The following is an 18375-nucleotide window of genomic DNA, read 5'->3' on the forward strand; positions in this document are numbered from 1 at the left end:
GACACCGAAACTCTCAATGACAAAACATATTCCTCTGAGATAACACCCTTGAGCATTCAACCCAGCACTTACTCCCCCGATATCGCGGTGCCGACCGACAAGCGTGTATTCGGCGGCCGCGATCTGTTTTCCCTGTGGTTCTCCCTCGGCATCGGCCTGATGGTGCTGCAGACCGGTGCCTTGCTCGCGCCGGGCCTTGGCCTGTCCGGTTCGTTGCTGGCAATTTTTCTTGGCACCCTGGTCGGCGTTCTGCTGCTGGCGGCGGTCGGCGTGATCGGTAGCGACACCGGCCTGTCGTCGATGGCCGCGCTCAAACTCAGCCTCGGCGCCAAAGGCGCAAGCCTGCCGGCGGTACTGAACCTGCTGCAATTGATCGGCTGGGGTTCGTTCGAAATCATCGTCATGCGCGATGCTGCCAGCCTGCTGGGCGCGAAGGCCTTCAACGAAGGTAGCCTGCTGTCCAATCCCGTGCTGTGGACGCTGTTTTTCGGTGCCCTTGCGACCTTGCTCGCGGTCAGCGGTCCGCTGACTTTCGTGCGCCAGATCCTGCGCAAATGGGGTATCTGGCTGCTGCTGGCCGCGTGTGTCTGGCTGACCTGGAACCTGTTCGCCAAGGCTGACCTGACCGCATTGTGGGCCCAGGCCGGTGACGGTTCGATGCCGTTCGCCGTGGGTTTCGACATCGCCATTGCCATGCCGCTCTCGTGGTTGCCGCTGATCGCCGACTACTCGCGCTTCGGCAAACGGGCGAAAAACGTCTTCGGCGGCACCGCCATCGGTTTCTTCATCGGCAATTTCTGGCTGATGAGCCTGGGCGTGGCCTACACACTGGCGTTCGCGCCGAGCGGTGAAGTCAATGCCTTGCTGCTGGCGCTGGCCGGCGCCGGCCTGGGGATTCCGCTGTTGTTGATTCTGCTGGATGAATCGGAAAACGCCTTTGCCGATATTCACTCGGCGGCAGTGTCCAGCGGGATTCTGTTGCGCGCCAAAGTCGAGCACCTGGCGTTGGCCATCGGCGTTGTCTGCACGCTGATTGCCCTGCTGGCGCCGTTGGCCCAGTACCAGAACTTCCTGCTGCTGATCGGTTCGGTGTTTGCGCCGTTGTTCGGCGTGGTGCTGGTGGATCACTTCATCCTGCGCAAACGCAGTGGCCTGGTGGCGTCAGCCGCGTTGCGCTGGCCGGCGCTGCTCGCCTGGCTGGGCGGGGTTAGCACCTATCATTTGCTGGCCAACCTGTATCCGGATGTCGGCGCAACCCTGCCGGCACTGGTAGTGGCAGGGTTGCTCCAGCTAGTGCTGGGTCGGGCCTTCAGTTACGGCCGGGAAACAGCTCGGGCTTGATGATGCCGTTCAGGCGAGGGTAGGGGATCTTCAGTTCGACATGGCCCAGCGCGTAAGGCGCGATGGTGCTGGTTTCGTATTTGAGGATTACCCCGCCGTAGGTCAGCGCCACGTTCTGGGTTGTCTGGAACGGCCAGCTCTTCACGAACTCCGGTTCCTGATCGAGCTTGGTGCTGATCAGCCAGCTGTTGTGCGCCACTTGCGCGGCTTTCCAGAACGCGTCTTCCTGCCCTGGCACCAGCATGTCCGACAGCGTCAGCACTTTATGCTGTTGGCGTGAATAGTTGATGAAACCTCGACCTGGGGTGCCATGGGCACCGCCGGTGTCCAGGTAGCTGGACAATTCGACGATCACCAAGCCGTCATGCTGCTCACGTACCTTTGCCTGCAGATAGCTGCTGAAGCGCGGGCCGGCGGTGCGCAAAAACTCTTCGCGATAGGCCGCCAGGGTCGGGGCGACCGGCGCGTTGGGCGAGGTGCGGGTCATTTGCAGCAGGCGCTTTTCGATGATGCCGTCCAGTGCAGGTTCGTCCGGGAAGTGCAGGGTGTCGATGTTGACCAGGGGGCAATCCGGGTTGCTGCAACCGGGCTTGAGTTGCTCGGAGGCGTCGCGGGTGGTTTCCAGCGGCGTCCGGTAGTTGGGCTGGAACAGGCTCGCGCAAGCGCCCAGGGTCAGGGCGATAGCGGCCACGGAGGCGATTTTGAAAAGCGACATGAGCGTCCTTTCTGAAACAGGGAAGGCAAAAAGTTACCGGCTTCGACTCTCAACAAAGCAGTCAGTTCGCCACTAAGCTAATTAGAGTGGGTTTCGCCCTCACCGTCCATCCCGCTGACGGGAAAGGGGCTGCATCAAATGTCACGGGCGCGTTAGGATGGCGCGAAGTCGAGGCCCAGGAAAAAAGCAGCCTCGAACAGGATTTGCAGTAAAAGAGGATAGTCATGACGGATTTTGCCAACGCCATTCCCACCGCCGTTGATATCGTGCGGCGCGAAAAGTGCTACGAGGGCTTCTACAAACTCGAACGCGTGCACTTGCGCCACGAATTGTTCGCCGGGGGCATGAGTCGCGAGATCAATCGTGAAGTGTTCGTTCGCCATGACGCGGTATGCATGCTGCCTTACGATCCACAACGCGATGAAGTGGTGCTGATCGAGCAGTTTCGCGTCGGCGCCATGGGCAAGACCGACAACCCGTGGCTGATCGAACTGGTCGCTGGTCTGATCGACAAGGATGAAGTGCCGGAAGCAGTTGCTCACCGCGAAGCGCAGGAGGAAGCTGGGCTTGAAATCGGGGCGCTTTGGCCGATGACCAAATACTTTCCATCGCCGGGCGGCAGCAACGAATTCGTGCATCTGTACCTGGGGCGTTGCGACACTACCGGGGTTGGCGGCCTGCATGGGCTGGAGGAAGAGGCAGAAGACATCCGCGTCACGGTCTGGGCTTTCGACGATGCCCTGCAAGCCGTGCGCGACGGGCGTATTGCCAACGCGGCGAGCATCATTGCCTTGCAATGGCTGGCTTTGAACCGCGTTGAAGTGAGGGGGTTATGGTCGTAAACAAGCTGCGCGATCGCTATCGGGTGGACCTGGTGGGGCTGCAAGCGTCCTGCGAGGCGAACTACGCGCGCTTGATGCGACTGCTGCCGGACATGCGCAGCGAGCCCGCCGCGCGGCGCATCGCCGTGACCCATGGCGACCAGATGCTCGGTGTGCTGGCCCTGGAAGTCCTGCTGACCTGCCCCTACACCACGACCCTGCAAGTGCGTCAGGAACACAGCCTGCCCTGGCTGCCGGTGCCGCAACTGGAAGTGCAGGTCTATCACGACGCGCGCATGGCCGAAGTGGTCAGCGCCGAACATGCACGACGCTTTCGCGGCATCTATCCTTACCCGAACGCCTCGATGCACCAGCCGGACGAAAAGGCCCAGCTGAACATGTTTCTGGGCGAGTGGTTGAGCCATTGCCTGGCGCTGGGGCATGAGTACGAAGTGGTACGTTAATTGTGATCAGCAGTTGTGAACTGCGTCAGGTTCACAGATTTCCCCTTTCGATCGTCCCCCAGCATAATTGCGGCACTTACCCATCCCCGTGATCACGCCCTGGGAGAACGCCTTGCCGAGCGTATCCACATTGACCACCGCCGATCCGGCGTTGCTGGTGCAACTCTCCGACAGTCACCTGTTTGCCGAAGCGGACGGCGTGTTGCTGGGCATGAACACCCGCGACAGCCTGCAAAAGGTCATCGAACTGGTGCGCGCGCAACAGCCGCGGATTGACTTGATCCTGGCCACGGGTGATCTGTCCCAGGACGGGACGCTGGAGTCCTACAAACAATTTCGCGACATGACGCGTCAGCTCGATGCGCCGGCGCGCTGGATTCCCGGCAATCACGATGAGCCGCAGATCATGGCCGAGGCGGCGGTGCAGAGTGCTTTGCTCGAGCCGGTGGTGGATATCGGCAACTGGCGGGTCACGTTGCTCGATTCGGCGGTGCCAGGCTCGGTGCCGGGTTATTTGCAGGATGAACAGCTGCAGTTGCTCGCCCGCTCGTTGAGCGAAGCGCCGGAGCGCCATCATCTGGTGTGCTTCCACCATCACCCGGTGTCCATCGGTTGTGCATGGATGGAACCGATCGGCTTGCGCAATCCCGAGGCGCTGTTCGCCGTGCTGGATCGCTTCGAGCAGGTACGTGCGGTGTTGTGGGGGCATGTGCACCAGGAAATCGACCGGATGCGCAACGGCGTACGTTTGATCGCCTCGCCCTCTACCTGCATCCAGTTCGAGCCGGGCAGCGAAGATTTCAAGGTCGGGGAACAGGCGCCGGGCTATCGCTGGTTGCGACTGCTGCCCGACGGGCGGCTGGAAACCGGGGTGGAGCGGGTTACCGGGTTTGATTTCACTGTGGATTACGGTTCCAACGGCTACTGATTTTTTCATTTTTTCTGGAAAACCTAGTCGCGCCCTTCGCGAGCAAGCCCGCTCCCACAGGGGGAGCTTGTGACCGACGCAAGTCCAGTGTGGGAGCGGGCTTGCTCGCGAAGGCGTCTACACAGACACCGTGGATTCTGTGGATATCCCCGAGTCCCTGTAAACTCCGCCTCTTTAGCCGACGCACAGGGAGCTCAAATGTCCGGTTCGATCCTTTATATCCACGGCTTCAACAGCTCGCCGTTGTCGAAGAAGGCCTGTCAGTTGGTCGAGGTGATGGAGCGTCTGGGCCTGAGCGAACACCTGCGCGTTCCGGCATTGCACCATCACCCGCGCCAGGCTATCGAGCAGCTGGAGCAGGCGATTGCCGAGCTGGGGCGGCCACTGCTGGTCGGCAGCTCGCTCGGCGGCTACTATGCCACTCACCTTGCCGAGCGCCATGGCTTGAAAGCCCTGTTGATCAACCCTGCCGTCAGCCCGCACCGGATGTTCGACGGCTTTCTGGGGACGCAGAAAAACCTGTATACCGAAGAGACCTGGGAAATGACCCACGACCACGTGGTGGCCCTGGCCGAACTGGAAGTGCCGGCGCCCCAGGATCCACAGCGTTATCAGGTATGGTTGCAGACGGCTGACGAAACGCTGGACTATCGCCTCGCCCAGCAGTATTACCGGGCATGCGCCTTGCGTATCCAGGCCGGCGGCGACCACAGTTTCCAGGGTTTTGCCGGGCAATTGCCGGCCATGTTGAGTTTTGCCGGCATTGGCGCCGATTTGTATCAGGCAATCGATTTCACCGCACTGTGAGCGATAGCCCCATGAATTCTTTTTTCACCGAACACTGACGACGAGACCCCATGGCCACTCCCAGCGCTAGCTCTTATAACGCAGACGCCATCGAAGTCCTCTCGGGCCTCGACCCGGTGCGCAAGCGCCCCGGCATGTACACCGACACCAGTCGGCCGAACCACCTTGCCCAGGAAGTCATCGACAACAGTGTCGACGAAGCCTTGGCCGGGCATGCCACATCGGTGCAGGTGATCCTGCATGCCGACCATTCCCTGGAGGTCAGCGATGACGGCCGAGGCATGCCGGTGGACATTCACCCCGAGGAAGGTGTTTCGGGCGTCGAGTTGATCCTCACCAAGCTGCATGCCGGTGGCAAGTTTTCCAACAAGAACTACCAGTTCTCCGGCGGCTTGCACGGGGTGGGTATTTCCGTGGTCAACGCCTTGTCCACCGAAGTGCGGGTGCGTGTAAAACGTGACGGCAACGAATACCAGATGACCTTCAAGGATGGCTACAAGGCCACCGAGCTTGAAGTCGTCGGTACTGTCGGCAAGCGCAATACCGGGACCAGCGTGTTCTTTGCGCCGGACCCGAAATACTTCGACTCACCAAAATTCTCCATCAGCCGCCTCAAGCACGTGCTCAAGGCCAAGGCCGTTCTGTGCCCGGGCCTGCTGGTCAGTTTTGAAGACAAGGCCACCGGCGAAAAAGTCGAATGGCATTACGAAGACGGCCTGCGTTCCTATCTGGTGGACGCGGTCAGCGAATTCGAGCGCCTGCCGAACGAACCGTTCTGCGGCGCTTTTGCCGGTAACAAGGAAGCCGTGGATTGGGCGCTGCTGTGGCTGCCGGAAGGCGGCGATGCGGTGCAGGAAAGCTACGTCAACCTGATCCCGACGGCCCAGGGCGGTACCCATGTTAACGGTCTGCGTCAGGGCCTGCTCGACGCCATGCGCGAGTTCTGCGAATTCCGCAGCCTGCTGCCGCGCGGCGTGAAGCTGGCACCGGAAGACGTCTGGGAACGCATCGCCTTCGTTCTGTCGATGAAGATGCAGGAACCGCAATTCTCCGGGCAGACCAAGGAGCGGCTGTCGTCCCGTGAAGCGGCGGCGTTCGTCTCCGGTGTGGTCAAGGATGCGTTCAGCCTGTGGCTCAATGCCAACCCGGAAACCGGCATGCTGCTGGCGGAACTGGCGATCAACAACGCCGGCCGTCGCCTCAAGGCCAGCAAGAAGGTCGAGCGCAAACGCGTTACCCAAGGCCCGGCGCTGCCGGGCAAACTGGCCGACTGTGCCGGACAGGACCCGATGCGTTCCGAGCTGTTCCTGGTCGAAGGTGATTCCGCCGGCGGTTCGGCCAAGCAGGCGCGGGACAAGGAGTTCCAGGCGATCCTGCCGTTGCGCGGCAAGATCCTCAATACCTGGGAAGTCGACGGCAGCGAAGTGCTGGCCAGCCAGGAAGTGCACAACATCGCCGTGGCCATCGGTGTCGATCCGGGCGCGGCGGACATGAGCCAGTTGCGCTACGGCAAGATCTGCATCCTCGCCGACGCCGACTCCGACGGTCTGCACATCGCGACCTTGCTGTGCGCCTTGTTCGTCCAGCATTTCCGCCCGTTGGTCGATGCCGGTCACGTTTACGTCGCGATGCCGCCGTTGTACCGCATCGACCTGGGCAAAGAGATCTACTACGCCCTCGATGAAGCCGAGCGCGACGGGATTCTCGATCGCCTGGTGGCCGAGAAGAAGCGCGGCAAGCCGCAGGTCACCCGATTCAAGGGTCTGGGCGAAATGAACCCGCCGCAGTTGCGCGAGACCACCATGGACCCGAACACCCGGCGTCTGGTGCAGTTGACCCTGGAAGATTTCGAGGCTACCTCGGAGATGATGGACATGCTGCTGGCGAAGAAGCGTGCCGGTGACCGCAAGACCTGGCTGGAGTCCAAGGGCAACCTGGCCGAGGTGCTGGGCTGATGCGCTTGGGCTTTGCCCTGGCGTGTGCGTTGCTGCTGACCTCAATGACGGTGTCTGGCGAACCGACACCGCAACTGCGTCTGTTGTCCGAGCATGCCGTCGATGGCATGCGCGGCGGCAACCTGTCCGGGTTGGCACAGTGCGGCAAGGAGCTGTGGACGGTCTCCGACCGTGACGATGATCAGATCTATCGTCTCGATACCCGGGCCAACGTCTGGCGCGCACAGGCCGTGGGCATCGGCGTACCTGAAGTACCTGACAGCGGGTTGCCCTGGGGATTGCGTTCGCGGACCTGGGCCGCTTCGTTCGTGCGTGGCGGCAATCTGGATTTCGAAGGCATCACCTGTGACCGCGCCGGCAATCGTTACGTGGTCAGCGAATCCCATGCAGCGGTGTTGCAAATACCGCCAACCGGGCCGACTTCCTGGCTGAAGATTTCGCCGCTCATGGCGCGCGAAGCCCGGGCCAGAGGCATGTTGTTGCGCTTCAATGCACTGTTCGAAGGCTTGGCAATCAATCCTGAAGGTGACCAGTTGTGGTTGGCTGCCGAGCGCGAGAACCGCGGGTTGCTGCTGATCAAGCGCAAGCAATCGGTGTGGGACTGCGATGGTGGATGCGTGCTGCTGAGTGAAGCCGGGAATGAAATGCAACCCGCACAGTTTCCCCACGCCAGAGCGATGCCTCGGGATTTTGCCGATCTGTCATTGTTCAACGGCAAGCTGTTTACCCTGGAGCGCAATGCGTTCGAGGTCTGCCGCCGAGATGCGCTGACCGCCAAAGTCGAGCGTTGCTGGTCGTTTGCCGAAGAGGCATTGCAGGAAAATCGGCGTTATCCACAAGATTATGGCCTCGCGGAAGCGCTGGTAGTGGACGCTGACGGTGCCTGGATCGGTATCGACAACAACAACGGTGCTCGCGCCGATGGTGAAGTCCGTCCGGTAGTCTGGCGTTTTGCTGCACCGGAAGGTGGCTGGAGTGCCAAGTCATGAGACAACGAAGCCCGGGGCAGCGCATCGGCCGGGTGTTTATGGTACTGGCCTGGTGTGCCGCGTTGTTTCTGGCCACGCGTTTTTTCGGCCAGTGGGAAGCGCGTCAGCAAAATCCGAACGTGGTGGTCAGCTCGGAGCAGGGCGAGGGTTTCATTGAGGTGAAACTGGTGAGCAATGCGCAGGGGCATTTTGTCGCCAGCGGTCAGATCAACGGCCATCCGGTGGACTTCATGCTCGATACCGGGGCGACCGATGTGTCGATTCCGGCGGACCTGGCCAAGCGTTTGAAGCTCGAAGAAGGATTCGGCGTGACCCTGAGCACGGCCAATGGCCTGAGCCAGGGCTATCGCACCCGTATCGAGCGCCTGCAGCTGGGCGACATCGTGCTGCGGGATGTACGCGCACTGGTGGCCCCGGGGCTGCATGGCGATCAAGTGTTGCTCGGCATGAGCGCACTGAACAAACTTGAATTTACCCAGCGCGGTGGCACCATGCTGCTGCGCCAGACAACGAACCGATGAGGCCCGCATGAGCGACTCCCTTGATCTCAGCCTGGACGGTGTAGAACGCCGGTCACTGGCTGACTTCACCGAAAATGCCTACCTCAACTACTCCATGTACGTGATCATGGACCGTGCCCTGCCGCATATCGGCGACGGCCTGAAACCGGTACAGCGGCGTATCGTCTACGCCATGAGCGAGCTGGGGCTGGACGCTGATTCCAAGCACAAGAAGTCGGCACGTACCGTCGGTGACGTGCTCGGTAAATTCCACCCCCACGGCGACTCGGCCTGCTACGAAGCCATGGTGCTGATGGCCCAGCCGTTCAGCTATCGCTATACGCTGGTCGACGGCCAGGGCAACTGGGGTGCGCCGGATGATCCCAAGTCCTTCGCCGCCATGCGCTACACCGAAGCGCGGCTGTCGCGTTATTCCGAAGTGCTGCTCAGCGAACTGGGCCAGGGCACGGCGGATTGGGGCCCGAACTTCGACGGTACGCTGGACGAGCCGCTGGTGTTGCCGGCCCGCCTGCCGAACATCCTGCTCAACGGCACCACCGGCATCGCCGTGGGCATGGCCACCGACGTTCCGCCACACAACCTGCGGGAAGTCGCCACCGCCTGCGTGCGCTTGCTCGATGAGCCCAAGGCCACGGTCGAACAGCTCTGTGAACACATCCAGGGCCCGGACTACCCAACCGAAGCGGAAATCATCACCCCGCGCGCCGACCTGCTGAAAATCTACGAAACCGGTCGCGGTTCTGTGCGCATGCGCGCCGTGTATCACATCGAAGACGGCGACATCATCGTCACCGCGCTGCCGCATCAGGTTTCGGGCGCCAAGGTGCTGGAACAGATCGCCGCGATGATGCAGGCCAAGCCGTCCAAGGCGCCGCAAATTGCCGACCTGCGTGACGAATCCGACCACGAAAACCCGTGCCGGATCGTGATCATTCCGGGCGCACGGAAAAACTTCGACCACGATGCGCTGATGCAGCACCTGTTCGCCAGCACCGAGCTGGAGTCGAGCTACCGGGTCAACATCAACATCATCGGCCTGGACGGCAAGCCGCAGCTGAAAAACCTGCGGGCGCTGCTGGTCGAATGGCTGGAGTTCCGGGTGCAGACCGTGCGTCGTCGCCTGCAATTCCGCCTCGACAAGGTCGAGCGTCGCCTGCATCTGTTGGACGGTTTGCTGATTGCCTACCTCAACCTGGATGAAGTGATCCACATCATCCGTACCGAGGAGCAGCCGAAAGCCGCGCTGATCGAGCGCTTCGCCCTCAGCGAAATCCAGGCCGACTACATCCTCGACACCCGTCTGCGTCAGTTGGCGCGACTGGAAGAGATGAAACTGCGTGCCGAGCAGGATGAACTGCTCAAGGAACAAGCCAAGCTGCAAGCCCTGCTGAGCAGCGAAGCCAAGTTGAAAAAACTGGTGCGCAGCGAACTGATCAAGGACGCTGAAACCTACGGTGATGACCGCCGGTCGCCTATTGTCGAGCGCGCCGAAGCCAAGGCCCTGACCGAGCACGATCTGCTGCCGAACGAGAAAGTGACGGTCGTGCTGTCGGAAAAAGGCTGGATTCGCTCCGCCAAAGGCCACGAAATCGACGCCACCGGGCTTTCCTACAAGGCCGGGGACGGCTTCAAGGCACTGGCAGCCGGGCGCTCCAACCAGTTTGCCGTGTTTATCGACTCCACGGGCCGCAGTTATTCGGTGGCCGCCCACACCTTGCCGTCGGCCCGTGGCCAGGGCGAGCCGCTGACCGGTCGCCTGACGCCGCCGCCAGGGGCGAGTTTCGAGTGCGTGCTGATGCCGGAAGACGATGCGCTGTACGTGATCGCCTCCGACGCCGGCTATGGCTTCGTGGTCAAGGGTGAAGACCTGCAGGCCAAGAACAAGGCGGGCAAGGCCCTGTTGAGCCTGCCGAACAACGCCAAGGTCATGCTGCCGCGTCCTGTGGCCGATCGTGAGCAGAACTGGCTGGCGTCGGTGACGACCGAAGGTCGCCTGCTGATCTTCAAAATCAGCGACCTGCCACAATTAGGTAAAGGCAAAGGCAACAAGATCATCGGGATTCCCGGTGAACGAGTGGCCAGTCGTGAAGAGTATGTGACGGACATCGCGGTATTGCCGGACGGTGCAACACTGGTGTTGCAGGCCGGGAAACGTACCTTGTCACTGAAAGCGGACGATCTCGAACACTACAAGGGTGAACGTGGTCGTCGTGGCAACAAGTTGCCGCGTGGCTTCCAGAGGGTAGACGCGCTGCTCGTCGAAAACCTCAATTAGGCGACTTAGAAGCGCCGAACTACGAATTAACCCGTAGTTCGGCGCTTTACGCTGGAGTCGGAACGCATATTCACGGATGATATGGCCTTTCAAGCGCCGGCGTTGCCGCGCGTTCTTCATATTTATTGAGTATTTTCACTGTGGTCAGCCTTTTAGCGACCACCTGGATGGGACGATGACTGCTCTGCGCCTTCCTTTTATTCTTTTGCTCGCCGGCGTTCTTGGCCTGGCGGGTTGCAGCGTTCACCAGCCGGTGTCGTTGTATCAACTGGACGCTGGTAGTCCGGTTCAGCCCGCACAGAACGCGGGCATGGCGGTATTGTTGGGGCCGGTCACCGTGGCCGACTACCTGCAACGCGAAACCCTGTTGCAGCGTCAGCCGGATGGCAGCCTGCAAGCCTCGACCGACGGTCGTTGGGCTGGCAGCCTTTCGTCGGATATCGATCAGCTGCTGCTGCGCCAGGTCGCGGGTCGCCTGGACAGTCAGCGCGTAGTGCTGGCCCCGGCGACAGTGGGCTTCACCCCGGACGTTCAGGTGCTGCTGACTATCACGCGCCTGGATTCGGGTGAAAAACAACCGGCGATCCTCGACGCGCAATGGCGCCTGATCGACCGTCGCGGGCAGGTCCGCGACAACCGCATCATCCATTTACAGGAGCGGCATGCCGGTACCACGGCGGCTCAGGTCCAGGCACAGGGTGTGTTGTTGCAACGCCTGGCCGAACAACTGTCGGTGGCGCTCAAGCCCCTGGCCAATCAGCCGCCGATCGCCGAAGCCCCACGCAAGCCGGCAGCCAAGGCGGCAGCACCTGCGGTAGAACAGGAAAAGCAGCCGAAGATCCCGATGGCCGCGCCTATTCGTACGGATATGGAAGTGTTCCGCTTCTAAGTGTGGACTGAATCCATACAAAGCCCGCATTGATGCGGGCTTTGTTGTTTTTACAGGTTGGAGATATCTAGCGCCTGTTCTGGCCTCTTCGCGAGCAAGCTCGCTCCCACAGGGGATCTTCAGTGAGCACACCCTTGGGCTAACCCGGATCAAGTGTGGGAGCGGGCTTGCTCGCGAATAGGCCAGAACAGGCAACAAAAAAGCCCGCAGACGATCACTCATCTGCGGGCTTCTTCATATCGAGGTTAAGGCTTAAGCGCGACGCTCGTGCATCCGTGCCAGTTGCCGTTCCAGCATCGACGGATACGGCTCCATCAACCGCTCTACGCAGCACGCACCTTCAGGGCTGGCGATCGGGCGGATCCGCGCGCGCTGGCGAATCAACACGTCGTCACTGATCTTGCGCTCCACCAGCAGCAGGTTGCGGCTGTGTTGCGACAGGGCCAGGGCGTCCTGGGCAGGGTCGGTCAGCAGCAAGTCGATCTGGCTCAGGCCGAACAGTTCGTCGCCCAGAGTCAGCCCCAGCTGCAATTGCAGGGTGATGCCACTGTCCGCGACTTCGATCTGCAACTGGTGGCCCAGGGCCCGCAGCAGCTCGCCACAGCAAATGGCGTTGGTCAGGTAATCGTCGCCGCTGTCTTCGGTGTGGAACAGCATCAGCGTGCTGCCATCGTTCAAGGTCTCTACTTCGCCCTGATACAGGGAAGCTGCCTGGTCGAGGCAATCGCGATAGCGCTCGAGCAGTTCTTCAAGACGCGCCCGCGGCAGGCGTCGCAGTTGCTCCTGGGAGCCCAGTTGCACCGCCAGCACCGCGCTGTGTTGCGGCACGCTCGGCGTGGCTTTGCGAATCACCGGTTGTGGGGTGCTGTCCAGCGACTCGTCGCGCAGATCGGCGAACGGGTCTTCGTCATCGTCGTCTTCAACGGTGCTGACGATCTGTCGTGGCGCTGGTTTGAGCGCCGCTACCGGGCGGCTCTCGTCGAAACTCGGATCGCGCAGGTTACGGACTTCGAAGGCCGGGTCGGCCTCGTCATCCATGTCGTCGAACTCCGGTTCCGGTTCTGGCACAGGGGCGGGCTCCGGGGCGAAGTTGGCGTGCAGCTGACGCGCCAGGTCGCCGATTTCGTCCTGGCGGTCGGTGGCCGGGGTGAATTCATCGATATTGCGCAGCCACACCCGCAATTGCAGCAGCGGCGTGGAGAGATAACGCCCCATGCGCAGGCTCAGGGCCAAGGACAGGGCCAGCAGGATTGCACTCAGAATGCCCATGCTTTGCAGGCTGATGGTCATCGGCTGCTGGAACTGGTCCATGTCCAGGCTGATGCGCAATTGCCCGGCAGTCACGTCCTGGAAGGTGATCTTGCTTTGGTACATGCCCTCGGCTTCGCCCAGCAGGCCATGCTTGGGACGCTGGCCGGATTCGGCGAGGATGCGGTTGTCCGGGCTGTAGATGGCGGCGTGGGCCACCAGCTTGTTCTTGGTCAGGTTGTTGAGCAGCACGTTGAGGCTGAGGATGTCGTTGGACACCAACAGCTCGGTGGCCGAGGTGGCCGTCTGCGTAGTCAGGCTTTCGCCCAGCGCATCCGCCTGCTCGTGCATGGCCTGCTTGAACTGCAGGCCCATCACACCGGCATAGATGACCAGAGCCAGGGCGACCAGGATCACGTTATGGCTGGCGATGCGCAATGCAATCGGTACACGGCGGTGGCGCAGTGCCCGGAAGATCAGCAGGAAGAAGTTGTCGGTTTTTACTGGCGTGGGCCGGTTCACTTGAGCTCGGCTCTTTTGTCCGTGAAGTTGACGCGCAGTATAGCGACAGGCCCTAGACCGTCAAAGCGCTCACGGTGCCCGATGGTCACTGAAAGTGGGTAGAATGCGGTTTTTTTCCACTTGCGGGGGTGCGCCTTGCGCGAAATCGTCCTGATAAACATCACGGGAGTCGACCGTCCGGGTCTGACTGCGGCCATTACCGGCGTTCTGGCCCAGGGTGGTGTGAACATTCTCGACATCGGTCAGGCGGTGATCCACGACACCTTGTCGTTCGGTATCCTGGTTGAAATTCCCGACACCGAGCAAGGCAAGTCCGTGCTCAAGGACATCTTGTTCAAGGGCTATGAACTCGATCAACAAGTGCGTTTCACGCCGGTGTCCGAACAGGATTACCAGCAGTGGGTCGGCAATCAGGGCAAAAAGCGCCACATTGTGACCCTGTTGACCCGCAAGGTGACAGCCGGGCAGTTGCAGGCCGTGAGCTCGATCACTGCCAAATATGGCCTGAACATCGACCACATCGATCGCCTGTCCGGGCGCATGCCGCTGGACACCCCGGCCGACAAGGGCAAGGGCTGCATCGAGTTTTCCGTGCGTGGCGAGGCGGCTGATCCGCAGGCGTTGCGTGCCGAATTCCTCAGTGTCGCCCAGGAACTGAACGTCGACATCGCCTTCCAGGAAGATTCGCTGTTCCGTCGCAACCGTCGCCTGGCGGTGTTCGACATGGATTCAACGCTGATCGAAGCCGAAGTGATCGATGAGCTGGCCAAGGCGGCCGGCGTCGGCGACAAAGTGTCGGAAATCACCGAGCGGGCAATGGCCGGTGAGCTGGATTTCCGCGCCAGCTTCAAGGAACGCCTGGCCTTGCTCAAAGGTCTGGACGTCAATGTGCTGGACTCCATCGGTGCCTCGCTGCGCCTGACCGAAGGCGCCGAAACCCTGTTCGCCGAACTCAAGCGCCTGGGCTACAAGACCGCGATTCTGTCGGGCGGCTTCACCTACTTCGCCAAGCAATTGCAGGCCAAACTGGGTATCGACTACGTGTTCGCCAACGAACTTGAAGTGGTCGACGGCAAAGTCACCGGCGTGGCGGTCGAGCCGATTGTCGATGCACAGCGCAAGGCGGATTTGCTGAAGGAACTGGCACACAAGGAAGGCTTGCGCCTGGAGCAGACCATTGCGGTCGGTGATGGTGCGAATGACTTGCCGATGCTGGCGATTGCCGGGTTGGGCGTGGCGTTCCGGGCCAAGCCGCTGGTCAAACAGTCGGCCAAGCAGGCGATTTCCACCTTGGGGCTGGATGGTGTGCTCTACCTGCTGGGTTTCCGCGATCGCGACGGGCAGCTCTAAGCGCCGCAAATCAATGTGGGAGCGGGCTTGCTCGCGAAGGCGTCATCACATTCAACATCTATGTTGACTGTAAGTCCGCTTTCGCGAGCAAGCCCGCTCCCACAGGTATGCAGCTCGGTCTTTAGGCTTTTGGTGAGCCCATGCCCTGACCCATCTGCACCGCTGTGCCAGCGGTCATTTCTTCAGCCCACTTCACCTGATCCGGCCCGAACAGCACGACGGCGGTCGAACCCAGTTTGAAGCGACCCAGTTCCGCACCTTTTTCCAGGTGGATCGGCGCACGTGCGGCTTCGTCGTAGCGGAAGGTTTTCAGCTCGCGTTTCGGCGGCGTGACCAGACCGGCCCACACGGTTTCAATCGACGCCACGATCATCGCACCCACCAGCACCACGGCCATCGGCCCGCGTTCGGTGTCGAAAATGCACGCCACGCGCTCGTTGCGGGCAAACAATTCCGGAACGTTTTCAGCAGTGGTCTGGTTGACCGAGAACAGACGGCCCGGGATGTAGACCATCTCGCGCAGGGTGCCGGCCAGGGGCATGTGCACGCGGTGGTAGTCCTTCGGCGACAGGTAGATGGTCGCGAAGTCGCCACCCATGAACGGCGCAGCGTTTGCCGCATCGCCCCCCAACAGTTCCAGCACGCTGAAGCTGTGGCCCTTGGCCTGGAACACGCGGCCGTGCTCGATCGGGCCGAGCTGGCTGATCGCGCCGTCGGCGGGGCTGAGGATCGCGCCCGGGGTTTCGTCCAGCGGACGGGCGCCGTCTTTCAGTGCGCGGGTGAAGAACGCGTTGAAGTGCTCGTAGGCGGTCAGGTCTTCGACCAGCGCCTGGGACATGTCCACCTGATAACGCTTGGCGAACCAGGCGGTGAAGGCATTCTTGAACCAGCGCACGCGGCATTCGGCGATGCAGCCGGCCAGACGCGAGAGCAAGTTGTGGGGCAGCAGGTACTGGCCGAGGAGAAACAGACGCTTGTTCATTAACGGTCCTTAAAAATCTTAAATTTCTACCGGGGTATCGGGATGATTGCCCCATTCGCCCCAGGAGCCGGCGTAGCCTTTGACCCGCGGATAACCGAGAGCCTTGGCCACCAGATAGGTGAAACCAGAACGATGATGTGTCTGGCAGTGGGTAATCACTTCTTTGTCTTTGCTGATCCCGAGTTGTTCGAGGATCTGCGGCATGTCGGTGCGGATGCGCAGCTGGCGTGCCCGATCCATGCCAGCGGTCCATTCGAAATTGATCGCGCCGGGAATGTGTCCGCCCTTGGCTGCCAGGACTTTCTCGCCGGAGTACTCCAGCGGCCCGCGCGCATCCCAGATTGCCAGGTCGGCGGCGCCGAGACGGCTTTGCAGGTATTCGCGGGTGGCGGTGGGTTCATCGTGCAGGGTCAACGCAACCGGACCGCCCACGTGCGGCGGGATCTGGATCGACATGGGCAAGCCTGCTGCCAGCCAGGCTGTCAGGCCACCGTCAATATAGTGGTACTTGCTGTGGCCGATGACATCCAGCAGCCAGATGAAGCGTCCGGCCCAACCGCCGCCTTCGTCGTCATACACCACGTAGACCGCATCGGGGTTGTGCCCCAGCTCACCAAACAGCGTTTCGAGTGCTGCCTGCGGGGGCATCAGCCCCGGGGCGGGGGCCTGGCCGAGCTGCGTACGCTTTGGATCGACAAAGCGCGCGCCGGGAATGTGCCCTTCGGTGTAGCGGGCGGCACTGGTCAAGTCCACCAGAATCAGTTCGCGGGCGTCGAGGCGAGGGAGCAAGTCGCTCGGCTCGATCACCAGCGGCAAGCCAGAGAAGTCAGACATGTGAGGTCTCCAGAGCACAAAAGGGAGGATTGTAACGCAGCTTATTGGCCACGGTGGCTAAAGCTGTGCAGGGCTTTCTCGATGCACTGTGCGGTTTTGCCGAAGGCCTGTACGGAAATTTCCGAAAACGGCCCGCCGCCTTGATCCGCCACGACGATCATGATCACCCGGCCATTGTTGATCAGCGAACGCAGCAGCAAGTGTTCACCGCTGAACTGCGAGCGCAGGCTGTTGGGCAACAGGGCCGAGAATTGCGCGTTGTTGGCAGGCGTCAGGCGCACCTGGGCCTGCTGCGCGAGCAGGCGTTGCAACACGTTGCTCTGGCTGACCACGAAATTCAACCCGGCCGCTTCCTTCGACAGGCCGGCCGTCTGGTGCACGCGCAGGTTGGCGTGGGTGCGATCGGCCATCAGGATCATCACCCGGCGCATGCCGCAGGCCACGAGGGCGTCCCGGGCGGCGATGGTCAAGTGCATGGCGTTGGTGAAACGGCTCGGCTCGACCAGCAACTCGGCGCATTGCTTGCGCCACTTCGCCAGGTCTTCGGCGGTAGGTGCCGATGCCGGCAGCAAGCCTGCGTGGACACGGTTCATGCCCCACGGCCAGATCAGCGACTCGGCAGGGTGCCAGAGGTCGGGCATGGCGTGTTGGCGTGCGCTGTTGGCGGCTTGCTGGTGCAATTGCTGCTGCAGTTCGTCCATCGGCATTTGCAGGTAAAGGCTGGTCAGGTACTGCCAGCGCTCGCTGTGGGGGCTGTCCCAGGCGTGTTGCGCCGACAGTGCCAGCCCATTGGCCAGCAGCACTGTATTGGCCGGTTGATTGAGCCAGCGGCGCAGGGTCGGATCGTCATCAAGGCGATTCTGCTGGCGCAGTGGATGGTCGCTGTCACGGGCGATGCGCAGGACTTTCACCAGTTCCCGCTGCTCGGTGAGCAGCAATCGATAGCCTTGCTGCACCCAGATCGGCAAGCGCCAGACCTCCACCAGCGCCTGGCCGATATCCAGCAGGCGTACGCCAAACAGTTGCTGCTCGACTTTGCGTGCCGACTCGCCTTTATGGATGACCCGCAGCTCCCAGTCTTCGAGCAGTTTCGGATGGGTCAGTGCCAGCGGCCACAGGGGCGAAAGAAACAGCAGGCTGCCCCAGTGGATGTCCTGCCACAGGCGCGCCAGGCGGCTGGCAAAAAAACCGTTGGCCTGTTGCGTGGCGTGCTGGCTGATCATCTGCAACTGACGCAGGGCTTTGGGAATCTCGAGCTCGGGTTCGGCGGGTAGCCGCGCGAGCAGCTCTTCGGTGCGCGTCAAACCGAGGCGGTTGATTGCAATTTCAAGGTTTTCCGCAGGCTCGGTCATGCTGCCATGGGTATGCCGGTTGGCTTCGCGAATCACGCTCAAGGCCAGGGCCGGGCTGCCTTGCATGAGGTCGGCGATGTCGCGCAGCGAGCTGCGATTGTCGCGGATGGCCTTGCAGACACGGTCATGGCTGGCTTGCGGGACGGGAAGACGTACGCCATCGAGCAGCTTGACCCAGCCTTCGAGGGTCGTTGGTTTTGGCGTTGGAACGTTCGTTTCGTTAACCATGGTGGGAGGCGATCATCGTCAACATTACCTGTGCCCGGATGGGGTCAAATTAGCTTTTCGCCTGAACGGGCTATAGTCTGGCGCAGTTTTGCCGATAAGTAGAAGAAGAGATTTTTTAACTTCCGAATATGACCTTGAACCCGACTCAGTAAGT

General features: G+C 61.4%; 16 protein-coding genes. 11 read left to right on the plus strand and 5 right to left on the minus strand.

What is annotated here, in order from left to right:
- The first annotated feature begins 48 nt into the window (after nucleotides 1-48).
- Nucleotides 49-1341: a putative hydroxymethylpyrimidine transporter CytX gene (cytX, locus tag KGA98_RS06275; protein WP_223501869.1), complete on the plus strand. Its 1293-nt coding sequence runs from the start codon at nucleotides 49-51 to the stop codon at nucleotides 1339-1341.
- Here cytX and KGA98_RS06280 read toward each other — a convergent pair.
- Nucleotides 1310-2056, minus strand: coding sequence for an RsiV family protein (locus KGA98_RS06280; RefSeq protein WP_223501870.1), 747 nt, complete (start codon nucleotides 2054-2056; stop codon nucleotides 1310-1312). The genes cytX and KGA98_RS06280 overlap by 32 nt on opposite strands.
- 224 nt (nucleotides 2057-2280) lie before the next feature.
- Here KGA98_RS06280 and KGA98_RS06285 point away from each other — a divergent pair, with 224 nt between their 5' ends.
- The 9 genes from KGA98_RS06285 (at nucleotide 2281) to KGA98_RS06325 (ending at nucleotide 11705) form a co-directional block, all read left to right on the plus strand.
- Nucleotides 2281-2898 carry an NUDIX domain-containing protein gene (locus tag KGA98_RS06285; protein ID WP_150811903.1) on the plus strand — a complete coding sequence of 206 codons (618 nt, stop codon included), beginning with the start codon at nucleotides 2281-2283 and terminating at the stop codon, nucleotides 2896-2898.
- Entirely contained in the window at nucleotides 2889-3341 is a 453-nt protein-coding gene (locus tag KGA98_RS06290; RefSeq protein ID WP_007977461.1) for a DUF1249 domain-containing protein, read from the plus strand. Before KGA98_RS06285 ends, KGA98_RS06290 begins: the two co-directional genes overlap by 10 nt.
- A gap of 112 nt (nucleotides 3342-3453) precedes the next feature.
- Complete coding sequence (gene cpdA / locus KGA98_RS06295) at nucleotides 3454-4269, plus strand: 3',5'-cyclic-AMP phosphodiesterase (RefSeq protein ID WP_223501871.1); 816 nt, start codon at nucleotides 3454-3456, stop codon at nucleotides 4267-4269.
- A 198-nt stretch (nucleotides 4270-4467) separates the two neighbouring features.
- Nucleotides 4468-5076: a YqiA/YcfP family alpha/beta fold hydrolase gene (locus KGA98_RS06300; protein WP_090452792.1), complete on the plus strand. Its 609-nt coding sequence runs from the start codon at nucleotides 4468-4470 to the stop codon at nucleotides 5074-5076.
- A 50-nt stretch (nucleotides 5077-5126) separates the two neighbouring features.
- Nucleotides 5127-7031: a DNA topoisomerase IV subunit B gene (gene parE, locus KGA98_RS06305; RefSeq protein ID WP_090452794.1), complete on the plus strand. Its 1905-nt coding sequence runs from the start codon at nucleotides 5127-5129 to the stop codon at nucleotides 7029-7031.
- The gene (locus tag KGA98_RS06310) at nucleotides 7031-8020 is read left to right on the plus strand and encodes an esterase-like activity of phytase family protein (RefSeq protein ID WP_154910351.1); all 990 of its coding nucleotides are present in this window, start codon (nucleotides 7031-7033) and stop codon (nucleotides 8018-8020) included. Before parE ends, KGA98_RS06310 begins: the two co-directional genes overlap by 1 nt.
- Nucleotides 8017-8541 (plus strand): TIGR02281 family clan AA aspartic protease, encoded by a 525-nt coding sequence (locus KGA98_RS06315; RefSeq protein ID WP_057712259.1) that lies wholly within the window; start codon nucleotides 8017-8019, stop codon nucleotides 8539-8541. Before KGA98_RS06310 ends, KGA98_RS06315 begins: the two co-directional genes overlap by 4 nt.
- Before the next feature lie 7 nt (nucleotides 8542-8548).
- Nucleotides 8549-10816 carry a DNA topoisomerase IV subunit A gene (parC, locus tag KGA98_RS06320; protein WP_057712258.1) on the plus strand — a complete coding sequence of 756 codons (2268 nt, stop codon included), beginning with the start codon at nucleotides 8549-8551 and terminating at the stop codon, nucleotides 10814-10816.
- A gap of 175 nt (nucleotides 10817-10991) precedes the next feature.
- Nucleotides 10992-11705, plus strand: coding sequence for a membrane integrity-associated transporter subunit PqiC (locus KGA98_RS06325; RefSeq protein WP_223501872.1), 714 nt, complete (start codon nucleotides 10992-10994; stop codon nucleotides 11703-11705).
- Nucleotides 11706-11957: 252 nt separating this feature from the next.
- Here the strand turns inward: KGA98_RS06325 and KGA98_RS06330 are convergent, their stop codons facing one another.
- Nucleotides 11958-13475 (minus strand): AhpA/YtjB family protein, encoded by a 1518-nt coding sequence (locus KGA98_RS06330; protein WP_154910352.1) that lies wholly within the window; start codon nucleotides 13473-13475, stop codon nucleotides 11958-11960.
- A 135-nt stretch (nucleotides 13476-13610) separates the two neighbouring features.
- Between KGA98_RS06330 and serB the strand changes: the two genes are divergently transcribed.
- Nucleotides 13611-14825: a phosphoserine phosphatase SerB gene (gene serB, locus KGA98_RS06335; RefSeq protein ID WP_057395688.1), complete on the plus strand. Its 1215-nt coding sequence runs from the start codon at nucleotides 13611-13613 to the stop codon at nucleotides 14823-14825.
- Nucleotides 14826-14946: 121 nt separating this feature from the next.
- Here serB and asd read toward each other — a convergent pair whose 3' ends face one another.
- From asd to KGA98_RS06350, 3 genes are read right to left on the minus strand one after another with little or no spacing between them, the layout of a single operon-like run.
- Nucleotides 14947-15807 carry an archaetidylserine decarboxylase gene (asd, locus tag KGA98_RS06340; RefSeq protein WP_008048034.1) on the minus strand — a complete coding sequence of 287 codons (861 nt, stop codon included), beginning with the start codon at nucleotides 15805-15807 and terminating at the stop codon, nucleotides 14947-14949.
- Between the two features lie 18 nt (nucleotides 15808-15825).
- Nucleotides 15826-16641: a rhodanese-like domain-containing protein gene (locus KGA98_RS06345; RefSeq protein WP_150811899.1), complete on the minus strand. Its 816-nt coding sequence runs from the start codon at nucleotides 16639-16641 to the stop codon at nucleotides 15826-15828.
- Nucleotides 16642-16682: 41 nt separating this feature from the next.
- Nucleotides 16683-18221 carry an HDOD domain-containing protein gene (locus tag KGA98_RS06350; protein ID WP_223501873.1) on the minus strand — a complete coding sequence of 513 codons (1539 nt, stop codon included), beginning with the start codon at nucleotides 18219-18221 and terminating at the stop codon, nucleotides 16683-16685.
- Between the last annotated feature and the right edge of the window lie 154 nt (nucleotides 18222-18375).

Source organism: Pseudomonas sp. BF-R-24 (assembly GCF_019947335.1).
In the GTDB taxonomy this organism is placed as follows: Bacteria; Pseudomonadota; Gammaproteobacteria; order Pseudomonadales; family Pseudomonadaceae; genus Aquipseudomonas; species Aquipseudomonas jessenii.

Coding starts and splice junctions, on each gene's coding strand:
- KGA98_RS06280 (WP_223501870.1), bottom strand. CDS start 2,056: ATGTCGCTTTTCAAAATCGCCTCCGTGGCCGCTATCGCCCTGACCCTG.
- KGA98_RS06285 (WP_150811903.1), top strand. CDS start 2,281: ATGACGGATTTTGCCAACGCCATTCCCACCGCCGTTGATATCGTGCGG.
- KGA98_RS06290 (WP_007977461.1), top strand. CDS start 2,889: ATGGTCGTAAACAAGCTGCGCGATCGCTATCGGGTGGACCTGGTGGGG.
- KGA98_RS06300 (WP_090452792.1), top strand. CDS start 4,468: ATGTCCGGTTCGATCCTTTATATCCACGGCTTCAACAGCTCGCCGTTG.
- parE (WP_090452794.1), top strand. CDS start 5,127: ATGGCCACTCCCAGCGCTAGCTCTTATAACGCAGACGCCATCGAAGTC.
- KGA98_RS06310 (WP_154910351.1), top strand. CDS start 7,031: ATGCGCTTGGGCTTTGCCCTGGCGTGTGCGTTGCTGCTGACCTCAATG.
- KGA98_RS06315 (WP_057712259.1), top strand. CDS start 8,017: ATGAGACAACGAAGCCCGGGGCAGCGCATCGGCCGGGTGTTTATGGTA.
- parC (WP_057712258.1), top strand. CDS start 8,549: ATGAGCGACTCCCTTGATCTCAGCCTGGACGGTGTAGAACGCCGGTCA.
- KGA98_RS06325 (WP_223501872.1), top strand. CDS start 10,992: ATGACTGCTCTGCGCCTTCCTTTTATTCTTTTGCTCGCCGGCGTTCTT.
- asd (WP_008048034.1), bottom strand. CDS start 15,807: ATGAACAAGCGTCTGTTTCTCCTCGGCCAGTACCTGCTGCCCCACAAC.
- KGA98_RS06345 (WP_150811899.1), bottom strand. CDS start 16,641: ATGTCTGACTTCTCTGGCTTGCCGCTGGTGATCGAGCCGAGCGACTTG.
- KGA98_RS06350 (WP_223501873.1), bottom strand. CDS start 18,221: ATGGTTAACGAAACGAACGTTCCAACGCCAAAACCAACGACCCTCGAA.